The organism is Dactylosporangium roseum (assembly GCF_025264685.1).
In the GTDB taxonomy this organism is placed as follows: Bacteria; Actinomycetota; Actinomycetes; order Mycobacteriales; family Micromonosporaceae; genus Dactylosporangium; species Dactylosporangium roseum.
In genome coordinates this window covers 4,894,595-4,908,866 of record NZ_CP073721.1, presented here as the reverse complement: position 1 = coordinate 4,908,866, position 14,272 = coordinate 4,894,595, and the positions used below count along the sequence as shown (strand labels likewise).

General features: G+C 74.4%; 15 protein-coding genes. 9 read left to right on the top strand and 6 right to left on the bottom strand.

Features of this window, described 5'->3' with window-relative positions; genetic code table 11:
- Nucleotides 1-44: 44 nt before the first annotated feature.
- Nucleotides 45-455: a DedA family protein gene (locus Drose_RS23040; RefSeq protein ID WP_260723378.1), complete on the bottom strand. Its 411-nt coding sequence runs from the start codon at nt 453-455 to the stop codon at nt 45-47.
- Between the two features lie 46 nt (nt 456-501).
- Nucleotides 502-1,101, bottom strand: coding sequence for a hypothetical protein (locus Drose_RS23035; protein ID WP_260723377.1), 600 nt, complete (start codon nt 1,099-1,101; stop codon nt 502-504).
- A 116-nt stretch (nt 1,102-1,217) separates the two neighbouring features.
- On the opposite strand from Drose_RS23035, the gene Drose_RS23030 reads away from it, so the two are divergent.
- The 5 genes from Drose_RS23030 to Drose_RS23010 all read left to right on the top strand — a co-directional run bounded on the left by Drose_RS23030 (nt 1,218) and on the right by Drose_RS23010 (nt 5,525).
- Nucleotides 1,218-1,649 (top strand): hypothetical protein, encoded by a 432-nt coding sequence (locus tag Drose_RS23030; protein ID WP_260723376.1) that lies wholly within the window; start codon nt 1,218-1,220, stop codon nt 1,647-1,649.
- A gap of 32 nt (nt 1,650-1,681) precedes the next feature.
- On the top strand, nt 1,682-1,909 hold the full coding sequence (locus Drose_RS23025) for a hypothetical protein (protein ID WP_260723375.1): 228 nt from the start codon (nt 1,682-1,684) through the stop codon (nt 1,907-1,909).
- A 61-nt stretch (nt 1,910-1,970) separates the two neighbouring features.
- Complete coding sequence (locus tag Drose_RS23020) at nt 1,971-3,983, top strand: alpha/beta fold hydrolase (protein WP_260723374.1); 2,013 nt, start codon at nt 1,971-1,973, stop codon at nt 3,981-3,983.
- A gap of 10 nt (nt 3,984-3,993) precedes the next feature.
- A complete protein-coding gene (locus Drose_RS23015) occupies nt 3,994-5,121 on the top strand; it encodes a nucleotide disphospho-sugar-binding domain-containing protein (RefSeq protein ID WP_260723373.1) in 1,128 nt (375 codons plus the stop codon).
- On the top strand, nt 5,118-5,525 hold the full coding sequence (locus Drose_RS23010) for a hypothetical protein (protein ID WP_260723372.1): 408 nt from the start codon (nt 5,118-5,120) through the stop codon (nt 5,523-5,525). The genes Drose_RS23015 and Drose_RS23010 overlap by 4 nt, the downstream gene beginning before the upstream one ends.
- Nucleotides 5,526-5,697: 172 nt before the next feature.
- Here Drose_RS23010 and Drose_RS23005 read toward each other — a convergent pair whose 3' ends face one another.
- Entirely contained in the window at nt 5,698-5,946 is a 249-nt protein-coding gene (locus tag Drose_RS23005) for a hypothetical protein (RefSeq protein ID WP_260723371.1), read from the bottom strand.
- 547 nt (nt 5,947-6,493) lie between these two features.
- Nucleotides 6,494-6,652: a hypothetical protein gene (locus tag Drose_RS23000; RefSeq protein ID WP_260723370.1), complete on the bottom strand. Its 159-nt coding sequence runs from the start codon at nt 6,650-6,652 to the stop codon at nt 6,494-6,496.
- Between the two features lie 181 nt (nt 6,653-6,833).
- On the opposite strand from Drose_RS23000, the gene Drose_RS22995 reads away from it, so the two are divergent.
- Both Drose_RS22995 and Drose_RS22990 read left to right on the top strand, forming a co-directional pair.
- Nucleotides 6,834-7,115, top strand: coding sequence for a hypothetical protein (locus Drose_RS22995; protein WP_260723369.1), 282 nt, complete (start codon nt 6,834-6,836; stop codon nt 7,113-7,115).
- Nucleotides 7,116-7,157: 42 nt separating this feature from the next.
- Complete coding sequence (locus Drose_RS22990) at nt 7,158-7,682, top strand: DUF504 domain-containing protein (RefSeq protein WP_260723368.1); 525 nt, start codon at nt 7,158-7,160, stop codon at nt 7,680-7,682.
- 143 nt (nt 7,683-7,825) lie between these two features.
- Here the strand turns inward: Drose_RS22990 and Drose_RS22985 are convergent, their stop codons facing one another.
- Entirely contained in the window at nt 7,826-8,185 is a 360-nt protein-coding gene (locus Drose_RS22985; protein ID WP_260723367.1) for a hypothetical protein, read from the bottom strand.
- Nucleotides 8,186-8,948: 763 nt separating this feature from the next.
- Here Drose_RS22985 and Drose_RS22980 point away from each other — a divergent pair.
- Nucleotides 8,949-9,977 (top strand): nitronate monooxygenase, encoded by a 1,029-nt coding sequence (locus tag Drose_RS22980; RefSeq protein WP_260723366.1) that lies wholly within the window; start codon nt 8,949-8,951, stop codon nt 9,975-9,977.
- Nucleotides 9,978-10,334: 357 nt separating this feature from the next.
- On the opposite strand, the gene Drose_RS22975 is transcribed toward Drose_RS22980, so the two are convergent.
- The gene (locus Drose_RS22975) at nt 10,335-12,392 is read right to left on the bottom strand and encodes a M4 family metallopeptidase (RefSeq protein ID WP_260723365.1); all 2,058 of its coding nucleotides are present in this window, start codon (nt 12,390-12,392) and stop codon (nt 10,335-10,337) included.
- 327 nt (nt 12,393-12,719) lie between these two features.
- Between Drose_RS22975 and Drose_RS22970 the strand changes: the two genes are divergently transcribed.
- Nucleotides 12,720-14,225: a bis-aminopropyl spermidine synthase family protein gene (locus Drose_RS22970; RefSeq protein ID WP_260723364.1), complete on the top strand. Its 1,506-nt coding sequence runs from the start codon at nt 12,720-12,722 to the stop codon at nt 14,223-14,225.
- The last annotated feature ends 47 nt before the right edge of the window (nt 14,226-14,272 follow it).

Sequence of the window (14,272 nt, the reverse complement as noted above, 5' to 3'; positions counted from 1 at the left end):
CCTTTCGCTTCCCGACAGCTCAATCGGCGGCGAAGACGCGGGGTTTACCACTCCAGCGGCCCGGCCGTCCGCCCGGCCGGGACCAGGCTGCGCAGCACCGGCACGCACCGGGACACGGCGACGACCCACGAGCCGTGCCGGGCGAAGAGCCTGTGCCCGCGCTCCAGGTCGCGCTGGCTGGCGAGGACGAACCACCGCTTGCCGGCCAGCCGGTGCAGCCGCTCGTAGCCGAGGCGGGCGCCCAGCCAGTAGAGCACCAGGGCGCCGGCCAGCGCCCCCAGCGTCGCGGCCAGCCAGACCAGCAACGGGTGCATCGCGCCGGCGCGGGCGCGGAACCCGGCCAGGGGGAGGATCAGCTCGGAGGGAATCGGCGGGATCACCGTCTCCAGGGCGATCAGCAGGCCCACGCCTGCCGGACCGAGCCGGTCGATGGTCGCGAAGATCCAGTCCGTCATCGCAAGATTCTAGTGGAGCCGCCGGTAGGCGGCAGCGCGAGCTCTTTCACCCTGCCGGCGAGCTTCCCCGTGGCGTACGCCGCCGCCGTCCGGCGCCGTCCCCGTCCACCGGGCCGGTGCGGGCCAGCAGCGCCGCGGCGACGGCGGCGGCCGAGAAGCCGAGGAACGCGCCGGCCGCGGCGATGTCGAAGACGCGGGACTCCAGGTCGGCGGCGAGCCGCGGGCCGAAGAAGCCGTGCGGGTCGATCACCAGCTCCAGCCGCGTGCCCGGCGGGTACTCCGCGGTGTCGCGGTACTCGCCCTCGACGTCGGCGATCGTGTAGTTGTAGAGGCACCGGCCGGTGCGGTCCTCGGTGCACGTCGCCGACATGACGATCGAGGTCGTCGGCACGCCGGTCTGGCGCATGTACCAGTCGCCGGGCACCGCGTAGGCGGTCGGCAGCAGCACGAGCATCGCCGCGAGCGCGCCCCAGGTCGGCCCGGTCCGCCCCTTGCTGATGCCGAAGAGCAGGAACGGCGCGGCGAGCAGCCCGAGCGTCGGCACGATCGCCACGACCCACCACAACGCGAACCCCAGCGCGCTCGCCGCGCCGGTGAGCAGCCACAACACGGCGGTTCCGGCGATCAGCGCCACGGCTCGTACCATGATCGGGATTGTTCCCGACGCCGTCGAACATGACTGGCAGGTAACCGACGGTCGGCACATACTGAGGCAAGTGGTCTGCGTCGAGGGCCGAGGCGCGCCTCTGCTACGAATGTCGCATGAATCGTCTCCGGTGGTGGGCGGGCGCGGCGGTCGCGACCGTTGTCCTGGCCGTCGTGGCCGTCTTCGCGCTGGGCGTCCCACGCCGCTCGGCGTTCCTGGCGCGGGAGGCGCCGAAGGCCTGCGACCTGGTGACTCGTGACGGACCCTTCGGGGCGGTCAACGTGTGCACGCCGCTGGGCCGCCGGACCCCGCCGCTCGGCACCCCGGAGGGCACCGCGTTCCTGTTCCTGGAGACGGAGCGCGGCCCGGCGGTGGTGCGGATCGACTACAGCGAAACGGGCCGGCAGCCGTTCACCGCCCGGGCCGTGGAGATCCCCGCCTGGGAGGCGCCCGGCATCTCCCACGACACCGCCCAGCGCCTGAAGGAGGCTGTCAACCAGCGCGGCGGCCTGCGGACCCAGCCCTGGACGGTCTCCGGCAGGGCGTAGCTCGCGGCGCCCGGGCCTGGCACAGTGGGCTCATGGCCGACCCGCTGCACGAGCGCGACGAGACCCTGCCAGCTCTGCGGAAGGTGCTGCGGGCCGCCGGGCCGTATCTCGACGCGCTGCCGGAGCGGGCGCCCGCCTCCGTTCCGCAACGTGAGGCGCCCGCACCGACCCTCGCCGGGCTAGGTGACGACGTGACGATCGTGCCCAACGCCGCCGGCGTGACCGGTGGCGCCCGCGGGTGGAAGCTCATGGGCCGGTAGGCCGACCGACACGAAGTACGACATATGCCGCAATCGGCGAAAAAGCGGCTATTGTCACCGAGTGATCACCCTCAGTGACGCGCTGGACACGGCACGCGGTCCTGTCGCGGCGCTCCGCGTGGGGCCGGACTCCGGTGTCCCCGTCGTGCTCTGTGCCGGTGTGGTGGGGTCCAAGGAGGACTTCGTCCCGCTGCTGCCCGCCATCGTCGAGGCGGGCCACCGCGTGTGCGCCTACGACTACCGCGGCCACTACAGCCGTCTCGACGGCGAGAGTCCCGCCGGGCATTCGATCGAGCGGCACGCCGCCGACCTCCTCGCGGTCGTGGAGGCCTTCGGCGCGGGCGAGCCGGCGCACGTCGTCGGTCACTCGTACGGAGGGTTCGTCGCCCGCGCCGCCGCGCTGGCCCGGCCGGAGCTGCTGCGGTCCGTGACGCTCATCGGCGCCGGCCCCGGCATGGACGGCCCGCGGCACCGCAAGCTGCTGGCCGGGTTCGACACCACGCTCCGCGCGCAGGGCGCGGCGGTGATGTGGCCCGTCGTGCGGCGGCTCGTCCCCGAGCACGACACCGCGCGCCGGGAGTTCTGGCGGGAGCGGCTGGCCGGCATGCGGCCGGCGTTCCTGCACGGCGCGCTCCGCTCCCTGGCGGCCGAGCCGGACCGCGGCGACGGGCTGCGTGCCACCCGGCTGCCGGTGCTGCTCATGCACGGTCACCGCGACCAGCGGCTGTGGTCCGCGGCGGACTTCGCCGGCTACGCCGAGCGCGCGGGCGCCGAGCTCGAGGTGGTCACGAACGCCTCGCACAGCCCCAACCTGGAACAGCCGGCCGCGACGGCGGCGGCGCTGGTGCGGTTCTGGACCGCCGCCGAGCACCGCCGTGCCGCCCGGCTGTTCCTCGACCTCGTGCGGCCGAGGGCCGGCGACAGCCCGTACGACTCCTATCGCCGCCTCCGCGAGCGGACTCCGGTCCTGCGGGTCGACCTGCCCGGCAAGGCCGCCGCCGCGGTGCTCACGCGGCACGCCGACTGCCTGCGGCTGCTGCAGGACGCCACGTTCGTCAGCCCCGGCGAGGCACCCGCGCTGCTCACCCCGAACTGGCAGCAGGTGCGGCTGATCCGCTGCCTCTACCAGTCGTTCGGCTGGCGGGAAGGGCCGGTGCACACCGGGCTGCGCACGGCGCTCGCCCGGCGGCTCACTCCGCGCCGGGCGGCGGCGCTGCGGGACGAGACGGCCGGCCTCGCCGACGAGGCGCTCGACCGGTTCGGCAAGCGACTCGCGGACGAGACGACCGTGAACCTCGCCGAGGCGCTGGCGGTGCCGTTCGTGTCGCTGGTCACCGGGCGGCTGCTGGGCATCCCCGACGCCGAGGCGCTGCGGCTGGGGGCGGCGGCGCGCGTCGGGTCGGCCGCGTTCGAGCCGTTCATGACCCCGCGGCAGCGCACCGCGATGGCCACGGCCGGCGACACGCTCCTCGACACGCTCGCCGCGCTGGCCTCGACCGGCGACGCCGGGCTGCTCGAACTGGTCCGCGAGCACCGCCCGGACGGCGGCGAGCCGTACCTCGGCGACCTCGCCCTGCTGTTCGGCGCCGCCTACGACTCGCCGGCGAGCCTGGTGACCCTCGGCGCGCGGCTGCTGCTGGAGCACCCGGACCAGGCGCGGCTGGTCCGCGACGACCCGTCCACGGTGGAGACCGCGGTCGAGGAGATCCTGCGGTTCGAGCCGCCGGTGCAGGTGGCGGTACGGATCGCGACCGCACCCGCGCGGTTCGGCGGCCTCGACGTCGAGCCCGGCACGGCCGTGCTCGGCGTGCTCGCGGCCGCGAACCGGGACCCCTCGCACGTCAGCGACCCGGAGCGGTTCCTCGTCACCCGCCGGCCGGTCCGCCCCTCGCTGGGGTTCGGCGCCGGGCGGCACTACTGCCCGGGCGCGGCGGTCGCCCGCACACACGCCCGGATCCTCTTCCCCCGTCTGCTGCGACGGTTCCCGGGCCTGCGCATCGCCGGGCCGGTCCGCTACCGGGCGCCCGGCACGATGCTGCGCGGCATCGAGGACCTTCCCGTCACCCTCCACTGAGGACGTCGCCATGCGTGTGCTCTTCACCATGAACCCGGCCCCCGGCCACCTCTTCGCGATGGTGCCGCTCGCCTGGGCCCTGCACCTCGCCGGCGACCAGGTGATCGTCGCGGTGCCGCCGGCGCTGCACCAGCAGGTGCGCCGCGCCGGGCTGACCGCGGCGGCGGTCGGCGGCGCCGCCTCGTTCCTTGACCTGTGGCCGGACGACCGCGCCCTCGGCGGCAACGAGGAGCTCGACCTCGACGTGTTCGTCGCCATCGCCGAACGTACGGCGCCCGACGTGCTGGCCCTCGCCGCGGCATGGCGGCCCGACCTGATCGTCAGCGAGCCGGTCGAGTACGCCGGGCCGCTCGCCGCCACCCGGCTCGGCGTCCCCTGGGTGCTGCACCACTGGGGCCTGCCGGTCCCCGGCGCGGTGCACCGGGCGGCCCTCGCGAAGGTCGCCGGCCGTCTCGACGCCCTGCACGACGGGCTGCCGGTGGACGCCCCGGCGGCCACCGTGTCCACCTGCCCGCCGAGCCTCGGCCCGGCACCGGGGGCGCTGCTGATGCGGTACGTGCCGTACAACGCCGCCTGCACCCTGCCGGACTGGCTGCTCGCCCCGCGGACCCGGCCCCGCGTCTGCGTCTCCATGGGCACCGTCCCGATCCCCGAGGGCGTCGACGGTCTCACCGCCGCGGTGCGGGGCCTGGCGGACCTCGACGTCGAGGTGATCGTCTCCGGCGCCGGCGTGCACGGCCTCGGCGACCTGCCCGCCAACGCGCGGCGGATCGGCTGGATCCCGCACCGCCACCTGCTGCCGAGCTGCGACCTGTTCGTCCACCACGGCGGGTCCGGCAGCTCGATGGCGGCGCTGACGATCGGCCGCCCGCAGTTGCTGATGCCGCAGATGTGCGACCAGTTCTCGATCGCGGAGCGGCTCACCGCGGCCGGGCTCGCCCGGGCCGTGCCCTTCGCGGCCCGCTCCACCGAGACGGTCCGCGCGCTCGCCACGGACCTGCTCGCCGATCCCGGCGCCGCGGAGCGCGCCGCCCGGATCCGCGACGAGATCGCGGCGATGCCGTCCCCGGCGGCGGTCGCGTCGGAACTCGCCCTCGTGGGGAACGTGACGGCGGCGCGGTACGTCGTACCTGTGTGACGAGAACCCGGTGGTGGGCCGCGGTCGCGGCGGCGGTCGCGATGATCGGGCTGGGCACGGTGGCCCTGGCGGGTCGGCTGGGGCACGGCCCGGCGTACGGCCTGTTGTGCCCCGAGCAGGTGACCTCCTACGCGGTCGCGCCGACGCCCGGCGTCCCGCTGGCGCGGGGCACGCTGACGGTCCGGCTCGGTGATCGGTTCGCCGTCGGCGGCCACGAGGGCCCGCTGCCGGCCGGCGACCCGCTGCTGACCGGCGAGGTGGCGGTGGTGCGGGCGGTAGGGGAGACGGTGTTCGCGACCGGTGAGCGGTGCGGCCGGGCCGTCTCCGGCTACCGGTACTCGCTGTTCGAGGCCGTCCGCCCCGGCGAGGTCACCGTCGGCGACGTCCTGATCCGGGTGACCTGAGACGGTACGGTGCCCGCGTGGGCACCTGGGGCACGGGCAACTTCGACGGCGACACCGCGGGCGATCACCTGCCGATCCTGGTCGCGCGGCTGGTGCGTGAGGTCGAGGAGGCGACGGCCGGGGACCCGGCCGACCTGGAGCCGGACGGGAGCACCGGGCGGCCCGGCCGCGGTCACACGACCTCGGCGACCGAGGCGATCCACGCCCCCGCTTCCTGTTCGCTCGCGAACGATCGGCGTGTCGCGTAGACCGTGGCGGAGCCGCCGACGTTGACGACGAACGTCACCGCCCACGTCTGCTGGTCCTTGCGGAACGTGCGGGCCCGGGTGTCAAGGTGGATCGGGGCGATCAGTGTGGCGTGGGCCAGGTTGAGGTATGCCGGCTGCGACGTCGACATGTCCACCACCGGTACCAGTCTCATCCTACGAACCGTAGCCCGCCGTTCGGCAGGAGCACGACCTGAGCGACAGCGTGAACCCGGGACCCGGTCTCCGGGCGGGAGGAGGTCCGGCAGGTCCTTGACATCACTGCCGCCGCGGCGGCGCAGCGGAGGTTCCCCCGCGGCCTCTGGCGCCGCGACCCGGGCGGGTCGGCCAGGAAGATCGCCGAAGCCCTGCGGCGCTACGGGCCGCGCACCCGCGCCGAGCTGGTCACCCTGAGTGGATCGTCGCGGCCTACCGTGTCCGCCGTCCCCCTCGACTTCGCCGGTGCGGTCCTCGTCACTTCGCCGGTGCGGTCCTCGTCGCTTCGCCGGTGCGGTCCTCGTCACTTCGCCGGTGCGGTCCTCGTCGCTTCGCCGGTGCGGTCCTCGTCGCTTCGCCGGTGCGGTCCTCGTCGCTTCGCCGGTGGGGTCCTCGTCAGCGAGCCCGTCGGCGGCCGCCGCGAAGCCCGTCGGCGGACGCCCCGCGCCGGTCGTGCGGCTCGCCCGCCGCGCCGGCGCCGGCCGGCGGTGACGGCACCGGCGCGCGCTACCGGCGCCAGCGGCTCACCGCGAGGAAGACGGTGCCGAGCCCGGCCAGGAGGGCGGCGGACGCCCAGAGCGCATCCTCGGGCCCGGTGACCGCGCCGGCCGCGAGGAGCACGACGACGATCAGCACGACCACGACGAAGAGCCAGACGAGCCGCATACCGCAATCTAGCGCGGTGCCCACCCACGCCGACCGCTTCCACCCCCTCGATCTTGCAGTTGTGGTGCCAAGACACTCCCCGAATGCCCGGTTTGGTCGGCACCACAACTGCAAGATCGACGCGTAACTCGACGGGTCGGGGTCACCGGCGGATCGATGACAGGCGCTACGCTGGCGGGCCATGAGGGTGCGGATGGTGACACCGGCGCGGGTGGCCGCCGGGCTGACCGGTGCCGTCCTGGCGCTCGCCGCCGCGGTCCCCGCCTGGGCGGCGCCCACGCCGCAGGACACGGACGACCCGGCCTACCGGGCGGGTTACCTCTTCGGCCGCATGCTGCTGCCGATGTGCTGTCTCATCGTCCTGGTCGGCCTCGTCGCCGCGCTGATCGTGCTGGTCCGCCGGCGCAAGGAGCGCCTGGAGCGCCAGCGGCACCAGCGGTACCCGTATCCGCCGTATCGGTGACGGGGTGGGCGGCCGGAAACCGGTCGCCTACCCTACGGGGGCATGGCGAAGGGGCGCGGTGGCAGTCTGCGTCCTGTGCAGGACGTGGTCTCCCGGATCCGATACGACGCGACGCTCGACGCGGCGCGGTTCGTCGTCGGCTACGAGGAGCGCGACGCCGGCGTCAGTGCGGCGCCCCTGCCCGCGTTCGTCGCCGGCGGTGACGTGCCGTGGCACCGAGTGCGCTACGTGGAGGCCGGCGGGCTCACCGTCCGGGACCGGCAGGCCCGCGTGGACCTCGTCTTCGGCTCCGGCGACAGCCTGGCCGCCGACCTCGCCGCACTGACCGGCGACGGCGAGCCCCGGTTCGTGTCCGACCACTTCGGCGTGACCGCCCTGCTGCAACCGTCCGAGCGGACCGTGGACGCGGCGCCGGTACCCACCTCGGCGCTCGGCGCGGACGATGACCCGGTCGACGGCCGAGCTGGTGCAGGACGCGTTCGCCCGGGCGGGGCGGCTCCCGGGACCACGGGCGGCGGGTGCTGCTGGAGCCCGACGAGACCCTCGACGGGCGGATCCTGGGGCTGATCCTGGCATTGGAGGACGCGGGGGCCGCGCGTCCGGCCGTATCCGCGCTCGCTGGCCCTCGGCCTCGACGGCGGCGACCCGGAGCGGATCCGCGCGTCGGTGGAGGACTTCGGGGCGAGGCTGGTCCAGCCGGCGTAGCGGCGCTATCCGATGTTCGGGATCTCCACCTTCACGCCCTCGCCGGCGAACAGTTCCAGCTCGACGAGCATGCCGTGGACGACGTGCGCGACCACGTCGACGGCCCCGGCCCGGACCTGGACGGCGCAGTGGTCGCCGCGTCCGCCGTCGCTCAACGCCTTGACGGTCTCCCGCGGTATCGCCGGGCCTTCACACGCCAGCCGCACCGAGGCGCAGCCGCACGCGCAGAGCGCCGTCACCCGCGCCGTCGCGGCCTGCGCCGCCAGCGGCTCGACCCCGGCGCGTCGGGCCAGTGCCCGCAGCACCGCGCGCTCCGCCGGAGTCGCCGCCCTCGGTGCCGGCAGCTCCTTCCACTGCGTCCCCATCCGCCCAGTATGCCGGGCCGCTCCCGGCGACGCGCGGCACTTCGAGGCTGAGCGTCCCGGCGAACCCGGCATCGCCCGCGCGACGCTCAGCCTCGGCGGTCAAGAGCTAAATGTCGTACCTGGGGATAGGTTGGCGGCGTGGTTGGGGAGGACGAGGGCATCACGTGGATCGACTGGGACGCGCGGTTCGCCGCGCAGGCGGCCGTCTGGCGCGAGCGACGCCGGCACCGTGCCGCGGTCCGCGCGGAGTTCGCCGAGGCGCGCCGGCACGGCCTGCGGGCCCGGCACGCCGAGAAGCTGGCCCGGCTCCGGGCCCGGGCCGCGCAGTGCCCACCATCACCGCCGTCGTGCCCTGTGCCGGCGGGTGACCGGGCCGCTGCGGCCGGTCCGGCGGCACGCCCGGCCGGAGGTGCGGCTCCATCGCCGGATCCGGTGCCTTCGGCTCCGATGCCCACTCCCGGCGGCGGAAGCCTGCTCCTGCACCAGGACACGGCAACGGTGGACTCGACGGCCCGTGGTGCCGGAGCCGGGGTGTGCGGACCGCGCTCATCCGTGCCCGCGGCGAGGCGGCCCGCGAGGCCGGGCGCCGATGGCTCACCGCGCGGGTCCTCGGACCAGAGCCGGGAACCGTCAACCTCCGAGGTGGACGTCCGCACCGCGGCCGGCACGGCCTGGACCACCACGTTCGACCCGCGCACCTCGCTGACGGCCGCGGCCCTCGATCGCGGCCTCCGGCACGCTGAGGCCGTCTATCGTTGGTCCGGTGCCGACACCGCTGACCGGACTCGGCCTCCCGCTGCCGCTCATCGCGGCGCCGATGGCGGGCGGGCCGTCGACCCCCGCGTTCGTCTCCGCCGCCGCGCGCGTGGGGGCGCTGGGGTTCCTCGCCGCCGGGTACAAGACACCCGAGGCTCTCGCCGAGCAGATCGCCGCGGTCCGGGATGTGCCGTTCGGGGTCAACGTGTTCGCGCCCAACCCGCTGCCGGTCGACCCCGAAGCGTTCCGGCGGTATGCGCGGTCGCTGCGACCCGAGGCCGAGCGCTACGGGCTGGACCTCGCCGGTGCCGAGCCGGTCGAGGACGACGACCACTGGCAGGACAAGATCGACCTGCTGCTGGCCGACCCGGTGCCGGTCGTGAGCTTCACGTTCGGCCTGCCCGGCCGGGCGCTCGTCGGCGAGCTGCGGGCCGCCGGGACGGTCGTCGTGCAGACCGTCACCGCGCTGCCCGAGGCCCTCGCCGCCGCCGAGCGGGGCGTCGACGCCCTGGTCGTGCAGTCGGCCGACGCCGGCGCCCATTCGGGGACGCTGACCCCCGCGGCGCCGCCCGTGTCCGTGCCGCTGGCCGACCTGGTGGCCGGGATCGGCGGGCGCGTCCCGCTGCCGATCTTCGCCGCGGGCGGGATGGGGACGGCGGGGGAGGTCGCGGCCGTGCTCCGGGCGGGCGCGGCCGCCGCGATGGTCGGCACCGTCCTGCTGCGTGCCGACGAGAGCGGCGCGTCGGCGCCGCACCGGGCGGCCCTTGCCGACCCGGCGGGCATGCGGACCGTGGTGACCCGGGCGTTCACTGGCCGGCCCGCCCGCGGGCTGCGCAACCGGTTCGTCGCCGCGCACGACGCGGACGCGCCGCTGGGCTATCCTGCGGTACACCACCTGACCGCCCCGCTGCGCCGTGCGGCCGCCGCGGCCGGTGACACGGACACGATCCACCTGTGGGCGGGCACGGGGTTCCGTCACGCGACGGAGGGCCCGGTGGGGACGATCCTCACCCGCCTCGCCGCCGACGCGCCGTGACCGCGGTGGCCGTTTCGCCGCTGCCTCCGGCCGTCGCGCCCGACTCGGGTTCCTTGATCGTGGAGCGTCTTGTGCAGCCAGGGGTCAAGGCCGCCCCCGGTCAACCCCGAACACGGGCGACAATTCTGGCGGGCCTCGGCGGTGTCGCCGCCGAGACCCGCCGGTCGGCGGGCGTTCCGCCGCAATCCGCCCCTGTGCCGCTCGGCTCCATGATCATGGGAAAGATGTGGCTATCGGGGCAGCCATATCTTTCCCATGATCTGGAGCCGGCCCGGAACGCGCCGCCGTCCCGGCCGTGGTGCGCAGAGGGCGAGGGCCCGGGCGGCGCGCGGCCCGGGCCCTCGTCTGCGGGTACCGCTAGCCGAGCGTGACCGCCGTGTCGTCGATGACGAACGAGGTCTGCAGCGAGGAGTCCTCGCTGCCGCTCCAGTTGATGCTCACCGTCTGGCCGGCGAAGGCGTTGAGGCTGTAGGTCCTGAGCTGGTAGCCGGAGGCCTTGTTGAGGTTCGACAGCGTCGCGAGCGTCGTCGAGCCGGCCGTGATGGTCAGCTTGTCGTACGCCGTGGTCGCCGTCGTCTCCGCCGAGTCGATGTGCACGTAGAACGTCAGCGTCGCGGTACATCCCGCCGGGATCGTCACCGACTGGGCGATCGACTCCGTGCGGGCCGAGCCGTAGCCGAGGAGCCACAAGCTGTAGGTGCCGCTGCGGGCCGGCTGGCCCTGGCTGGCCCACTGGCCGATGCTGCCGGTCGTGCCGGTCCAGTTGGCCGCGCCCGACTCGAAGCCCGGGTTGAGCAGCTTCTGGCCGGTGCAGTTGCCCGCCGGCGAGGTCGTCGGCGGGGTGGTGGTGGGCGGTGTGGTGCCGCCGGCGCAGGTCGGGTCGCCCGACTGCGCCGGCACGCTGACGGCGTCCCACGCGGCCTTGACCGTGTTGAACTCGGCGCAGCTACCCGGGTACAGGTTCTTGGCCGCGGTGAGCGTCCAGGTCCGGTACTTCAGGTAGGACGACGTCGAGGTCTTCATCAGCATCGCGTTGTACATGATCTTCATGGCCTTCTGGATGCCGATGCCGGTGATGCTCGACCCGTTGCAGGTCGGGCTGCCCGGCTGGCCACCGCTGGCGGCGCTGCCCTGGGCGAGCAGGTAGAACCAGTGGTTGCCGGGCCCGGCCGCGGCGTGCACCTCGGTCGACGGGACGCTGCTGGAGTAGCAGTTCGGGTGGCCGTCCAGCGAGGGGTCGTACATGTGCCGGATCGGGCCGCCGCCGACGAGGTTGATCTCCTCGCCGACCTGGTAGTCCGGCGGGTCGTTCGGGTTGTTCGCGAACCACTCGGTGGCCGCGCCGAACGTGTCCGCCACGAACTCCTGGGTGCCGGACCTGGAGATGCCGCCCGGGGTGTTGTCGTCGATGCCGTGGCCGAGCTCGTGGGCGACCACGTCGAGCGCGCTGATCCACTGACCGGCGGTGTTCTTGCCGATCTGGACCTGGGTGCCGTCGTAGTAGGCGTTCTGGTCGTTCAGGCCGACCCGGATCGGCCAGGCGCCGCCGCTGCTGCTGAACCCGTTGCGGCCCAGCCACTGCGACAGCATCGCCTTTTCCTGCTGCGCCGCGTAGAGGGCGTCGACGCAGCCGGTCTCCCGGTTGGTGCCGACCCCGTTGCCCCACACGTCGTCGGAGCCGGAGAACGTGCTGTTGTTCGTGGCGTCCTGGCAGCTCAGCGTCGACATGCCGGGGTCCTGCATGCGGTACGTGCCGCCGGACAGCGTCGTGTCGATGGTGACGTTGCCGACGGTCCAGCCGGTGCCGGTGCCCTTCATGACACGCTCGGCCTTGTCGAGCACCGCGCCGGTGGCGGCGTCGACCTCGACGGTGAGCCGGCTCGCACCGTCGGCCCCGGTGCCGGTGACCGTCGTCTCGTAGGCGAGCTTGGCGGGGCCGTCCAGCGCGTAGACGACGAGCCGCGTGCCCTCGACGGCGTTGACCGAGGCGAGTTGCTTGCGGGCCACGGCCTCCGCGTCCGCCGCGGTGAGCTTGGCCGCCGTCGGCACGTTGCCGATCGCCTGGGACTGCGCCACCGAGGTGTATTTCGTGGCGCCCGCGGCGTCGGTGACCACGACGAAGTCACCGCCGACGACGGGGAGTCCCTTGTACTTGCGCTCGTAGGCGACGTATTTCGCGCTGCCCGACGCGGTGACCGACTTCTGCACGTAGGCGTCTTCGGCGCTCGGGTGCAGGGCGCTCGGCCTGCCGGCGACGAACGAGTCGGCCTTCTGGCCGGCGACCGAGTCGGCGACCGCCACGTCGGTCGGCCCGGGCACTGGGGGTGAGGCTTGCACGGCCGCGGCGGTGCCGGCTGTTACCAGCCCCACCGCGAACACTCCGGCCGCTGTGGCGAACCGTGGGGTGAGCTTCAAGGGTGCCTTCTCTCCAGCAACGGCGCATCGACCGGGGGATATGTGACGGATGCGCCGGAATCAACAACGACACGCGTGAGCCGGGGCGGTGGGGAGGGGTGGTGAGCACGCCGTTCACCGGGCTTCCAGCCGCATCGACTCATAGCGATGCGCCGACGATCACACACCGATCAATATTTGGACAAGGGTCGATGCCCTCTGTCGACCCTCGCCACCACCCTGTACTTCCGCCCGGGAAACCCGCCGGAAACCTTGCGCTCCGTACAACATGGGCCCGCTCACGACTACGGGTCGTCAACTTTGACGGGTGTCTGTAGTGTTTCGGCAGTGACGGGCGACGGGATCAGGGACGACGTGATCACGGAGGAGCCGATCGACACCGTCGCCGCGCTCGTCGCCGAGGCCGGCATCGCCGCGCGCCGCCTCCGGCAGGTGATCGCCCGGCTCACCGATCGGGAGCGCCCGCCGGGCGGCCTCGACGACCTCGTCCGTGAGCACGCCGTGCCGCGCCGGACCGTCGAGGCGCTGCTGCGGGCCGCCGGGCCGGACCTCGACGGCCCGCTGCTGCGGCCGACCGCTGTCCCGCGGTACCGCGAACGCTTCGGCTACGACGACCTCCACCGCCCGCGCCGCGCACCCGACCTGACCGCGGTCATCGCCGCGGCCCCGGCCGCGGACCACTCCCTCGACCACGTCTCCGCGACCGCCGGCACCGCCGGCCGCCGCGCGGTGTGGCTCGACGAGACCTTCGACCTGACCGGTGCCCACCTCGTCTGCGTCGGCGACCACGACCTCACCTCGCTGGCCGTGCGCCGGGTCAACCCCGGCCTGCGGGTCAGCGTCGTCGACGTCGACGACCGGCTGCTCGACTACATCGCCGCGCAGGACCCGGAGGTCGACTGCTGGCACGCCGACCTGCGGTTCGGTCTGCCGCCCGCGCTGACCGGCACCGCCGACCTGGTCTTCACCGACCCGCCCTACACCCCGGAGGGGGTCCGGCTGTTCGTCGGCCGGGGCGCGCAGGCACTCGGCGACCGCACGAACGGCCGGCTCGTCATGGCCTACGGCTTCAGCCCGCTGACCCCGGCCCTCGGGCTGAAGGTCCAGCGCGCCGTGCTCGACCTCGACCTGGTGACCGAGGCGATCCTGCCGGCCTTCAACCGGTACCACGGCGCGCAGGCCGTCGGCAGCGCCAGCGACCTCTACGTGTGCCGGCCGACCCCGGACACCTGGCGGGCGCTGGACCGCCGCCTGGCCAAGGCGTCGATCAACATCTACACGCACGGCGGGCAGTCCCTGGAGGGCCGCCCGGGCGGTGCGCACCTGCCCGGCGCGCTGGCGCCCGCCGACGTGTTCGGCGGCGGGCCGGTCGCGGTGCGGTCCGGTGCGGCCGGCGTCGACCTCACCGGCGACCCGGGGCCGTGGCTGCTGCGGGCGCTGCTCGCGGTCAACGCGGAACGCCTGACGCTGCTCGTACCGAACCGGCACCCCGATCTCGCCGACGCCGCGTCCCAGGCGGCGCTGCGGGAGGTGGCCGGGGCGAAGTACACGCTGCGGTATCGCCGCAGCACCCCCGATCCGGACCACGCGATCGTCGAGGCGGCCGCGGCCGGCGCCGGCGACCCGGCGGCCTGGCTGCTGACCCACGCACATGGCAAACTCGGCAACGTGTTGCGCGAGTCGCTGATCCGGGGCAGCGGCGGGACCCTCACCAAGAACGAGGCCCGCGCCGAGGCCGCCCGCCTTCTGGACCGCCCGGCGTGGCTCGACGCGCGCCTGCTCGACCTGCCCCGCCCGGCGGTGCTGCGCCTCGTGCGCGCATCGCGTTCGTGACGAGTCTCGGGCGGGACCGGAGTCTCGTCGCGTCCCTGTCGGCACGG

Coding starts and splice junctions, on each gene's coding strand:
- Drose_RS23040 (WP_260723378.1), bottom strand. CDS start 455: ATGACGGACTGGATCTTCGCGACCATCGACCGGCTCGGTCCGGCAGGC.
- Drose_RS23035 (WP_260723377.1), bottom strand. CDS start 1,101: ATGGTACGAGCCGTGGCGCTGATCGCCGGAACCGCCGTGTTGTGGCTG.
- Drose_RS23030 (WP_260723376.1), top strand. CDS start 1,218: ATGAATCGTCTCCGGTGGTGGGCGGGCGCGGCGGTCGCGACCGTTGTC.
- Drose_RS23025 (WP_260723375.1), top strand. CDS start 1,682: ATGGCCGACCCGCTGCACGAGCGCGACGAGACCCTGCCAGCTCTGCGG.
- Drose_RS23015 (WP_260723373.1), top strand. CDS start 3,994: ATGCGTGTGCTCTTCACCATGAACCCGGCCCCCGGCCACCTCTTCGCG.
- Drose_RS23005 (WP_260723371.1), bottom strand. CDS start 5,946: ATGAGACTGGTACCGGTGGTGGACATGTCGACGTCGCAGCCGGCATAC.
- Drose_RS23000 (WP_260723370.1), bottom strand. CDS start 6,652: ATGCGGCTCGTCTGGCTCTTCGTCGTGGTCGTGCTGATCGTCGTCGTG.
- Drose_RS22995 (WP_260723369.1), top strand. CDS start 6,834: ATGAGGGTGCGGATGGTGACACCGGCGCGGGTGGCCGCCGGGCTGACC.
- Drose_RS22990 (WP_260723368.1), top strand. CDS start 7,158: ATGGCGAAGGGGCGCGGTGGCAGTCTGCGTCCTGTGCAGGACGTGGTC.
- Drose_RS22985 (WP_260723367.1), bottom strand. CDS start 8,185: ATGGGGACGCAGTGGAAGGAGCTGCCGGCACCGAGGGCGGCGACTCCG.